We start from the raw sequence: 11,555 nt of genomic DNA, 5'->3' as shown, positions 1-11,555 counted from the left end.
CTGCCGTGGGTGCTCTCGGCGAAGAGCGAGGCGGCGCTGCGCGCGCAAGCGGCCCGGCTGCTGTCCTTCATGGACGCCGAGGGCGCCGAAGCCGCGCCGGCCGACGTGGCGTACTCGCTGGCCACCACCAGGGCGGCCTTCGACCACCGCGCCGTGGTGGTCGCGGAGACCCCCGAGGAGTTCCGGCAGGGGCTGGCCGCAGTCGTGGACGGCGCCACGCCGTCCCAGGTCGTCACCGGCACCGCACGCACCGGCGGCAAGGCCGTCTTCGTCTTCCCCGGGCAGGGCTCGCAGTGGCTGGGCATGGCTGCCGAACTCCTGGAGAGCTCCGCCGTCTTCCGGAACCGCATCGCCGACTGCGAACGCGCTCTCGCCCCGCACGTGGACTGGTCGCTGACCGCCGTCCTGCGCGGCGAGTCCGACGTGGAACAGGACCGCGTCGACGTGCTGCAGCCCGTGCTGTGGGCGATGACGGTCGCACTGTCCGAGGTGTGGCGCTCCTTCGGCGTCACTCCTGCCGCAGTCGTCGGACACTCCCAGGGTGAGATCTCCGCAGCCGTAGTCGTCGGAGCGATCTCCCTGGAGGACGGGGCACGCGTCGTGGCGCGGCGCAGCCTGGCGGTCCGTGAACTCCAGGGCCTGGGCGGCATGGCCTGGGTGACACTCCCGGAAAGGGAAACACGGGAGCTCGTCGGCCAGTGGGCCGGCCGGCTCGGCATCGGCGCCGTCAACGGGCCGGGCACCGTGGTGGTCTCGGGCGAGACCGACGCCCTGGACGAACTGCTCGCGCACTGCAAGAAGCAGGGCATCCGGGCCCGCAAGGTTGCCGTGGACTACGCCGCGCACTCGCCGCAGATCGAGCAGGTCGAGGCCGAGGCCACGGAAGGATTCGCCGGCGTCGTCGCCCGCCCCGGCACCGTGCCGTTCTACTCCACGGTGACCGGCGGGAGGCTCGACGCGGGTGAGCTCGGCTCCGGCTACTGGTACCGCAACATGCGGCAGACGGTGCGCTTCCACGACGCCATCGGCTCCCTGCTGGCCGACGGGCATGACGTGTTCGTCGAAGTCAGCCCGCATCCCGTGCAGCTGGCGGGCATTGAGGACGCCATCGAGGCCGCGGAGGCAGAGGCCGCGGTCGTACCGACGCTGCGTCGCGGCGACGGCGGCCGGCACCGGCTGCTGTTGTCGCTGGCGCAGGCCCATGTGCACGGCGTCGCCGTCGACTGGGACGCCGACCTGCCGGGTGCCCGCGCCGTCGACCTGCCCACGTACGCCTTCCGGCACGAGCGGTACTGGCTCGAGGCCGGCGCGGCGGCCGGCGACGTACGGGCCGCCGGACTGGAATCCGCCGACCACCCGTTCCTGGGTGCGGCAGTGGAACTTCCCGACATCGGGGGCCACTTGCTGACCGGTGTGCTGTCGCTGCAGACCCAGCCCTGGCTCGCCGACCACGCGGTGCTCGGCGCGGTGCTGCTGCCGGGAACGGCCTTCGTGGAACTGGCCGCCCACGCCGCCGCCGAGACCGGCTGTGAACTGGTCGAGGAACTGACCCTGCAGGCACCGCTGGTGCTGCCCGAGCGCGGAGACATCGCCCTGCAGGTCCTGATAGGCGCCCCGGACGAGGCGGGCCGTCGGCCACTGAGCGTGCACTCCCGCAGCGAGGACGGCCCGTGGGTCCGCAACGCCGTCGGCACCCTCGCCACCGGCGGGCACCGGCCCGAGACGGGCCCGGCCGTCTGGCCTCCGGCCGAAGCGTCACCGGTCGAGCTCGACGGCTTCTACGACCGCCTGGCGGGACTCGGCCTGAGCTACGGGCCGTTGTTCCAGGGGCTGCGTGCGGTCTGGCGCGGCAACGACGCCGTCTACGCCGAACTGGCCGTCCCCGAGGCAACGGGCGCGGACGCGGGCTCGTTCGGCGTGCACCCGGCGCTGCTGGACTCCGCACTGCACGCGCTGGGCGCGGGCGGGCTCGTGCCGGCGGCCGTCGGTCCGCTGCTGCCCTTCGCGTGGTCCCGGGTCACCGTGCACGCGACCGGAGCCACCGCCCTGCGGGTACGGCTGTCGGCCGCCGACGGGGACGCGATGCGACTGGAGGCCACCGACGACACAGGACGGCCAGTCGTCTCGGTGGAGTCGCTGACGCTGCGTCCGGTGTCCGCGGACCAGCTCCGTACGAGCTCCCGGGACTCCTTGTTCACCGTGGAGTGGTCACCGCTCACCGCAACCTCCGAAGCGGCAACCGGCCTGCTCGTACAGGTCTTTGACGACATCGCCTCCCTCATGTCCGCGGCCGATGCGGGGACCGGATCGGACGTGGACGCCGTCGTCGTACCCTGCCCGGTCGGTTCGGGCACGGACGCCGAACGCGTCCGGGACGTCCTGGCCGAAGTGCTCGCCCTGGTGCAGTGGTGGCTGGCCGAGGACCGGGCCGCGCCCCTGGTGCTGGTGACCCGGGACGCCGCCGACCCCGGCGACGATCCCGCACACGCGGCCGTGTGGGGCCTCGTACGCTCGGCACAGTCGGAGAACCCGGATTGGATCGTCCTCCTCGACACCGACGGGGACACCGACTGGGACGAGGTCACGACTGCGGTCGTCCCCCGGCTCGTCTCGTCCGGGGAGCCGCAGGCGGCCCTGCGCGGCGACGCACTGCTGATGCCCCGGCTCGCCAGAGCCACCGCCGAAACCGCCCAGACGACAGTGGACTTCGGCGGCGGCACCGTCCTGCTCACCGGCGCGTCGGGTGCCTTGGGCGGCCTGGTCGCCCGGCACCTGGTCGACCGGCACGGAGTTCGCAGCCTGCTGCTGATGAGCCGACGCGGCGCGGACGCCGACGGCGCGGCGGATCTCCAGGCTGAACTGACCGCTGCGGGCGCCGAAGTGCGCTGGGCAGCCTGCGACGCGGCCGACCGCGACGCCCTCGCGGAGGCCCTGGCCGGGACGACGGTGACCGCCGTGGTGCACTCGGCCGGTGTCCTGGACGACGGCGTGATCGGTTCGCTCACTCCGGAACGGCTGGAAACGGTGCTGCGCCCGAAGGTCGACGCCGTGCTCAACCTGCACGAACTGACGGGCGATCTCTCGGCGTTCGTGGTCTTCTCCTCGCTCGCGGGCACTCTCGGCACCCCCGGCCAGGCCAACTACGCCGCCGCCAACGCCTTCCTCGACGCCTTCGCCAGGCGGCGTCGCGCACAAGGACTCCCCGCGCTTTCGCTGCCGTGGGGACTGTGGCGGCGGACCAGCACGATGACCGGCGACCTCGCCGGAGCGGACCGCACCCGGCTCGCCCGCGGAGGCGTACTGCCGCTGACCGACGAGGACGGGCTGGAACTCTTCGACGCCGCCCTCGCGTCGGAGCGGCCACTGGTGGTCGCGGCACGTCTCGACCTCGCCGCGTTGCGGAACGCGACCGCCCCGGTGCCACCGCTGCTCGGATCGCTCGTCGGCGGCCGGCCGCGGCGTATGGACCGGACCGCGACCGTACCGCCGGCGCAGCGGATCGCGGACCTGGCCGAGAACGAGCGCGAAGCGGCCGTGCTGGATCTGGTCCGATCCGAGGCCGCCGCCGTCCTCGGGCACAGCTCGGCCGCATCCGTCCAGCCCGACCAGATCTTCGGCGACCTGGGCTTCGACTCGCTGACCGCCGTGGAACTGCGCAACCGCCTCAACAAGGCCACCGGTCTGCGGCTGCCCGCCACGCTGGTCTTCGACCACCCGACGCCTGCGCTCCTCGCGCAGCGGGTGTTCAAGGACCTCCCCGGCGGCACGGGAGGCGGCACGGCGTCCGTGTTCGACGGCATCGACCGCCTCGCCTCCGCCCTCGACATCGCCGGAGCGGACGCGGACAACACCACCCGAACCAAGATCGATATGCGTCTCCAGGCCCTGCTCTCCCGCTGGAACGGGAACGAGCCGGCCGCTCCGCCGGGCGCGGGCGCAGCCGAGGACGAGGACGACCTCAGCTCGGCGAGCGACGAGGAGCTGTACGAGCTGCTCGACGACGAACTCGGCATCTCCTGAACCTCGGCATCTCCTGAACTGCACAGGTCACAAGCAGGCCAAAAAGGGGCGGGCAACACCAGATGATGAACGAAGACAAGCTCCGGGACTACCTCAGGCGGGCCACCACTGACCTGCGCCAGGCCCGGCGGCGCGTACGCGAGCTGGAGGCCCGGGACCAGGAGCCCATCGCCATCGTGGGAATGAGCTGCCGGTTCCCCGGCGGCGTCGACTCCCCGGACGGTCTGTGGCGGCTGCTGGCCGGGGGCGGGGACGCGATCTCGGACTTCCCCGACAACCGCGGCTGGGACACCGACAGGCTCTACGACCCCGACCCCGAACGGCCCGGCAAGGTCTACACCAGGCAGGGCGGATTCCTGCACGACGCGGCCGACTTCGACGCGGCCTTCTTCGGGATCTCACCGCGTGAGGCGCTCGCGATGGACCCGCAGCAGCGACTGCTGCTGGAGACCGCATGGGAGGCGTTCGAGCACGCGGGCATCGACCCGGCCACGCTCAAGGGGAGCCGCACCGGCGTCTTCGCGGGCCTGATGTACCACGACTACGGCTTCGTGCCGGGGAGCCTCCCCGAGGGCGTCGAAGGGCTCCTCAGCACCGGCAACTCCGGCAGCGTCGCCTCCGGACGGATCGCCTACACCCTCGGCTTCGAGGGCCCGGCGGTCACGGTCGATACGGCGTGCTCGTCGTCGCTGGTGGCCCTGCACCTGGCCGTTCAGTCGCTGCGCAACGGCGAGTGCTCGATGGCGCTCGCCGGCGGCGCGACGGTCATGGCGGGCCCGAGCGCGTTCGTGGAGTTCAGCCGCCAGCGCGGGCTCGCCCCCGACGGCCGCTGCAAGTCCTTCGCTGCGGCAGCGGACGGCGCGTCGTGGTCCGAGGGCGTCGGCATGCTGCTGGTGGAACGTCTGCGGGACGCCCGGCGCCTGGGCCATGAGGTGCTCGCGGTCGTCCGGGGCAGCGCGGTGAACCAGGACGGCGCGACGAACGGCCTGACCGCCCCCAACGGCCCTTCGCAGCAGCGCGTGATCCTCCAGGCACTGGCCTCCGCCGGCCTCTCGCCCGCCGACGTGGACGCCGTCGAGGCACACGGTACGGGCACCACCCTCGGCGACCCGATCGAGGCGCAGGCCCTGCTGGCGACGTACGGTCAGGAGCGGTCGGCGGAACGGCCGTTGTGGCTGGGGTCGTTGAAGTCGAACATCGGCCATACGCAGGCGGCTGCCGGTGTTGCCGGTGTGATCAAGATGGTCCTGGCGATGCTGCACGGAGTTCTGCCGCGGACCCTGCACGTGGACGAGCCCACCACACAGGTCGACTGGTCGGCCGGAGCCGTCGAGCTGCTGACCGAGCCGGTCGACTGGCCGGAGTCGGACCACCCGCGCCGGGCCGGGATCTCCTCGTTCGGCATCAGCGGTACCAACGCCCACGTCGTCATCGAGCAGGCGGTGGAGGAGCCTGCCGAGGGCTCGCCCGATGAGCCCCCGGCCGAGGAGCCTTCGCGGGCACGGACCTCGGTGGTGCCGTGGGTGCTGTCGGCGAAGGGTGATGAGGCGTTGCGGGCGCAGGCGGCCAAGCTGCTGTCCTTCATCGATGGTGAGGTGTCGCCGATCGATGTGGGGTTCTCGCTGGCCACGACGCGGTCGGCGCTGGAGCACCGGGCTGTGGTGGTGGGGGAGAGCGGTGAGGAGCTTGTGCGTGGTCTGGGGGACTTGGCCGCGGGCACTCCGTCGGCGAACGTGGTGGTGGGGCGCCCGGCCGGGGGCAAGACCGGTTTCCTGTTCTCGGGTCAGGGTTCGCAGCGTCTGGGGATGGGACGGGAGTTGTATGCGGCGTTCCCGGTGTTCGCGGAGGCGTACGACGAGGTGTGTGCGCTGCTGGACGCGCCGGTCGATGTCGACGCGGAGGAGTTGCATCAGACCGGGTGCACGCAGCCCGCGTTGTTCGCGATCGAGGTGGCGTTGTTCCGGTTGCTGGAGTCGTGGGGTGTTCGGCCGGATTATGTGGCGGGTCACTCGGTGGGTGAGGTCGCGGCCGCGTATGTGGCCGGGGTGCTGTCGCTTCCGGATGCGGCGAAGCTGGTCTCTGCCCGCGCCCGGCTGATGCAGGCCCTGCCCGCAGGCGGGGCGATGGTCGCCCTGCAGGCCACCGAGGAGGAGGTGCTGCCGCACCTCACCGTTGAGGTGGGTATCGCGGCGGTCAACGGTCCGGAGTCCGTGGTGATTTCCGGTGCCGAGGAGGCCGTGCTGGCGATCGCGGAAGCGTTCGCGCAGCAGGGGCGTAGGACCTCCCGGCTGAAGGTGAGTCACGCCTTCCACTCGCCGCTGATGGATCCGATGCTGGAGGAGTTCCGCGCGGCTGTCCGCGGGCTGACGTTCAATGAGCCCACGATTCCCTTGGTTTCGACCCTGACGGGGCGGCTGGCGGAGCCTTGCACGGCCGAGTACTGGGTGCGTCATGTCCGCGAGGCGGTGCGTTTCGCCGACGCTGTGCGGACTTTGCACGAGTCGGGTGTGACCACCTTCGTGGAGATCGGCCCCGGCGGTGTACTGAGTGCGCTTGCCCAAGGCTGTGTGGAGGACGCGTTCACCGTCCCGGTGCTTCGTGCTGAACGTCCCGAGCCACAGGCCGTCGTCACCGCCGTCGCCGAGCTGCACGTGCACGGCGCCTCCCCGGACTGGCACGCGTTCTTCCCCGGCGCGCGGACAGCCGACCTGCCCACCTACGCCTTCCAGCGTGAACGCTACTGGCTGCAGGGATCGTCGGCGCTCGACGTGTCATCGGCAGGTCTGGACTCCTCCGACCACCCACTGCTCGGCGCGGTCGTGGAGACGGCCGGGGGACACGACGTCCTGTTCACCGGCCGGCTGTCCTCGGCCGACGCGCCCTGGACCGTGGCGCGTACGGTCGGTGGGGTGCCGGTCCTTCCGGAGACCGCGTTCGTGGAACTCGCCCTGTGCGCGGGTCGGCAGGCAGGGTTCCCGCACCTGGAGCAGCTGGACGTGGCGGCTCCGCTCGTACTGGCCCAACAGGGCGCGGTCCGCGTGCAGGTGCGGATCGGGGCGGGCGAGGACGGCGCCGACACCGGCCGGCGGTCGGTACGGATCTACAGCCGGGCCTCCGACGGCGGCGAGGCGCCGTGGGTCTGCCACGCCGCCGGAGAACTCACCGACCATGTTCCGGGGGACGCCTCCTACATGGTGATCTGGCCGCCGACCGGCGCCGAGCCAGTGGCGGTGGCCGACCACGGGAGCCTGCGTGCCGCCTGGCGCGCAGGGGACGAGCTGTACGCCGAGGCCGCACTGCCGCCCGCCGAGCGGCAAGGAGCGGACCGCTACACCCTGCACCCCGTACTGCTCGAAGCGGCCCTGGAACTCCTTGAGTCGGCCGGTGCCGGAGAGCCCGGCAAGGTGCTTCTGCCCGACGCCTGGAGCGGCATCTCGGTGCTCGCCCCGGGAGCCACGACCGTGCGCGTACGGGTCCGGCCCGCCGGCGGCGACGCCGTGGCGGTTGAGCTCGCCGACCTCGACGGCGCTCCGGTCGCCTCCGTGGCGTCCGTCCGGACACGGCCGGTGTCACCGCAGCACGTACTGGCCGGGCGTGTGGCAGGCCAGGACTGGATGTTCGAGGTCGACTGGGTGGAACACGCCGTCCCGGCCACTCCTTCCACCGACTCCGAGTGGGTGGTCCTCGGCGGCGACGGCCCCTACCACATCGAGGCGCTCCGCCAGTCGCTGGACGACGGTGCGCAGGCGCCAACCCATGTACTCCTGCCCTGCGCCCCGACGCGGGGCGAAGTCGCCGGTGCAACACGGCAGTTGCTGACCGACGTCCTGCCGGTCATTCAGGAGTGGGTCGGCGACGAGCGGTTCGCCGACGCGCGGCTCGTGGTGATGACGCGGGGAGCCGTCGCCCTGGACGGGGAGGTACTGGACCTCGCGCACGTCGCGGTGTCAGGAATGGTGAAGTCGGCCCAGGCCGAACACCCGGGCCGGCTGCTGTTGGTCGACGCGGACACCGACGGCGTCGGCCCCGCGCTCGCGGCACTCGCCGCTCTCGACGAACCGCAGGGAGCGGTGCGCGGCGACAAACTGTTCCTTCCCCGCCTGGAGAGGATCACTCCGCCCGAGGAGCCCACCGCAGGCGCCTGGGATCCCGAGGGGACGGTACTGGTCACCGGCGCATCCGGCGGACTAGGTCTGTCGCTCGCACGTCACCTCGTCATGGAACGCGGAGCGCGCAGGCTGCTGCTGGCCAGCCGCCGTGGCCCCGCCGCCGAAGGAATCACCGAATTCACCGCGACAATGGCCGAGTTGGGGGCGCATGTCGACGTAGCCGCCTGTGACATCGCGGACCGCGACGCCCTGGGCGCGCTGCTGGACTCGATCCCGGCCGAGCACCCGCTCGTGGCCGTGGTGCATGCGGCGGCGGTGCTCGATGACGGCGTGATCACCGCGCTGACCCCGGAACGCCTGGACACCGTGCTGCGGCCGAAGGTCGACGGGGCACTGCACCTGCACGAGCTGACCAAGGACCTGGACCTCTCCGCGTTCCTCCTCTTCTCCTCCCTCGCCGGGGTTCTGGGCAGCGCCGGAGCGGCCAACTACGCGGCCGCCAACGCCTTTCTGGACGGACTGGCGCGACAGCGCCGTGCCGAGGGCCTGCCCGGTACCTCCCTGGCGTGGGGCCTGTGGACCGACAACGGCGGCATGGGCGACCGGATCACCGACGTCGACCGCAAGCGGATGAGCCGGGCCGGCGTGGTGCCGTTCACCTCCGCGGAAGGGCTGGCGCTCTTCGATGTCGCCCTCGGCCTGGACCGGCCGGCGATCGTGCCGGTCCGAGTGGACTTCCCGGGACTGCGCGCCATGGCCCGTACCGGCATGATGCCGGCGGTCTTCCGGGGCCTCGTGCCGGACACCGGGGGCACTTCCGAGGAGACCGCGGCCGCCGGGCGCACCCCCGCCTTCCTGGCCCGAGGGCTGGCCGGGATGCCGGAGGCCGACCAGGAGAAGGTGCTGCTGGACCTGGTGCGCAACCAGGCCGCCGCCACCCTGGGCCTTTCCACCCCGGCCCGGATCGAACCCACCATCGCCTTCCGGGACATCGGCTTCGACTCCCTGACCAGCGTGGAACTGCGCAACCGGCTCAACGCCGCGACGGGGCTTCGACTCAAGCCCACCCTGGTCTTCGACCACCCCACCCCGGTCGCCATTGCCCGGCTGCTGCACAAGGACCTGGTCCTGGATCTGACCGCCGAGACCTCGCCGGTACTGGAGGAACTGGACCGGTTGGAGGAACAACTCGGCGCGCTCGTTGTGGAGGACGCGGTACGGGACAAGGTCACCGCCCGGCTCAAGTCACTGCTGTGGAAGTGGACCGACACGCGACGGGAAACGGCGGCGACCGCCGAACACGACGGTCCGGACCTCGACCTCGACCACATCGACGCCGCCACGGACGACGAGATGTTCGACCTCATCGACCGTGAACTCGGCTCCCTTTGACTCTTCATCACGCACTGCTAGCGAGGACGTGAAACACATGTCGAACGACGACAAGCTCAGGGATTACCTCAAGCGCGTGATGGTGGACCTGCGCCACACCCGTCGGCAGCTGGGAGAGTTGGAGGCGAAGGACACCGAGCCCATCGCCATCGTCGGGATGTCCTGCCGGTACCCGGGCGGGGTCGGCTCGGCCGAGGACCTGTGGGAGCTGGTGTCCTCGGGCGGCGACGCCATAACGGCGTTCCCCGCCGACCGCGGCTGGGACCTGGACGCCATCCACGACCCCGAACCCGGACGCACGGGCAAGACGTATGTGCGCGATGGCGGATTCCTCCACGACGCCGCCGAGTTCGACCCCGCGTTCTTCGGGATCTCTCCCCGCGAGGCCCTGGTCATGGACCCGCAGCAGCGGCTGCTGCTGGAGACCTCGTGGGAGGCCTTCGAGCGCGCGGGCATCGACCCGGCCGTCGCGCGCGGCACCCGCACCGGGGTGTTCGTCGGCACCAACGGCCAGGACCACGCCTACCTCCAGCAGCAGGGGGACGCGGACATCGAGGCCCACCTCGTCACCGCGAACACCGCCGCCGTGGTCTCCGGCCGGATCTCCTATGTCTTCGGCCTCGAAGGCCCGGCTGTCACCGTGGACACGGCCTGCTCGTCCTCGCTGGTGGCCCTGCACCTGGCCGCCGAGGCGCTGCGCCGCGGCGAGTGCTCGCTGGCGCTGGCCGGCGGTGTGACCGTGATGGCCACGCCGAACACCTTCATCGCGTTCGGCGCCCAGCGCGGCCTGTCCCCGGACGGCCGCTGCCGCGCCTTCTCCGCTTCCGCCGACGGCACGGCGATGTCCGAGGGTGTCGGCGTGCTCCTGCTGGAGCGGTTGTCCGACGCCCGCCGCAACGGCCACGAGGTGCTCGCCGTCGTACGTGGCAGCGCCGTCAACCAGGACGGCGCATCCAACGGCCTGACCGCGCCGAACGGGCCCTCGCAGGAGCGGGTGATCCGACAGGCCCTGGAGAACGCCCGGCTGACCGCCTCACAGGTCGACGTCGTCGAGGCGCACGGCACGGCCACCACCCTCGGCGACCCGATCGAGGCGGAGGCGCTGCTCGCCACGTACGGTCAGGAGCACTCCGGGGACCAGCCCCTGTGGCTGGGCTCGATCAAGTCCAACTTCGGCCATACGCAGGCGGCTTCCGGTGTCGCCGGTGTGATCAAGATGGTGATGGCGATCCGCAACGGCGTCCTCCCCCAGACGCTGCACGTGGACGAACCCACCCCGCAGGTCGACTGGTCGGCAGGTGGCGTCCGGCTGCTCACCGAGGCGGTGCGGTGGCCGGAGACGGACCATCCCCGCCGCGCGGCCGTGTCGTCCTTCGGCGTCAGCGGCACCAACGCGCACGCGATCATCGAGCAGGCCCCCGCTGAGGAGGATTCGGCCGAGGAGCCCGTCGGCACCCCGGCCACCGGCCCGCTGGCATGGGTGCTCTCGGCAAAGAGTGAGACGTCGCTGCGGGGCCAGGCTGAGCGCCTGCTGTCCTTTGTGGAGGACGACCCCGGGCTGTCGCCGGCCGACGTCGCCTTCTCCCTGGCCACGACACGAGCCACCTGGGACCGGCGCGCGGTCGTCGTCGGGGACAGCCTTGAGGAACTCACCGCGGCCGTAAGGGCGTTGGTGTCGGATTCCCCGTCGGCTTCCGTGGTCCAGGGGGTGGCGCGGTCCGGGGGCAAGGTGGGTTTCCTGTTCTCGGGTCAGGGTTCGCAGCGTCTGGGGATGGGCCGGGAGCTGTATGCGGCGTTCCCGGTGTTCGCGGAGGCGTACGACCAGGTGTGTGCGTATCTGGACGCGCCGCTCGATGTCGATGCCGAGACGTTGCACGAGACCGGGTGCACGCAGCCGGCGCTGTTCGCGATCGAGGTGGCGTTGTTCCGGTTGCTGGAATCGTGGGGTGTTCGGCCGGACTTTGTGGCGGGGCACTCGGTGGGTGAGGTTGCGGCCGCGCATGTGGCCGGGGTGCTGTCGCTTCCGGACGCGGC

2 protein-coding genes and 1 pseudogene are annotated in these 11,555 nt (G+C 71.8%); all 3 read left to right on the top strand.

The genetic code is table 11. The features are described 5' to 3' along the window. A partial coding sequence (locus tag AAW14_RS38490) for a type I polyketide synthase (RefSeq protein WP_265569125.1) occupies positions 1 to 4,020 on the top strand: 4,020 nt, incomplete at its 5' end. A 62-nt stretch (positions 4,021 to 4,082) separates the two neighbouring features. Beyond that, positions 4,083 to 9,521: pseudogene (locus AAW14_RS38485) on the top strand (SDR family NAD(P)-dependent oxidoreductase); the annotation flags it as partial. Positions 9,522 to 9,558: 37 nt separating this feature from the next. Continuing rightward, positions 9,559 to 11,555, top strand: a 1,997-nt coding sequence (locus tag AAW14_RS38480) for a type I polyketide synthase (RefSeq protein ID WP_322741170.1), incomplete at its 3' end; no start/stop codon positions are given.

This window comes from Streptomyces hygroscopicus (assembly GCF_026168105.1).
Taxonomy (GTDB): domain Bacteria; phylum Actinomycetota; class Actinomycetes; order Streptomycetales; family Streptomycetaceae; genus Streptomyces; species Streptomyces hygroscopicus_D.
Note: the sequence above shows the minus strand (reverse complement) of the source record. Positions and strands in the feature narration are given on the sequence as shown.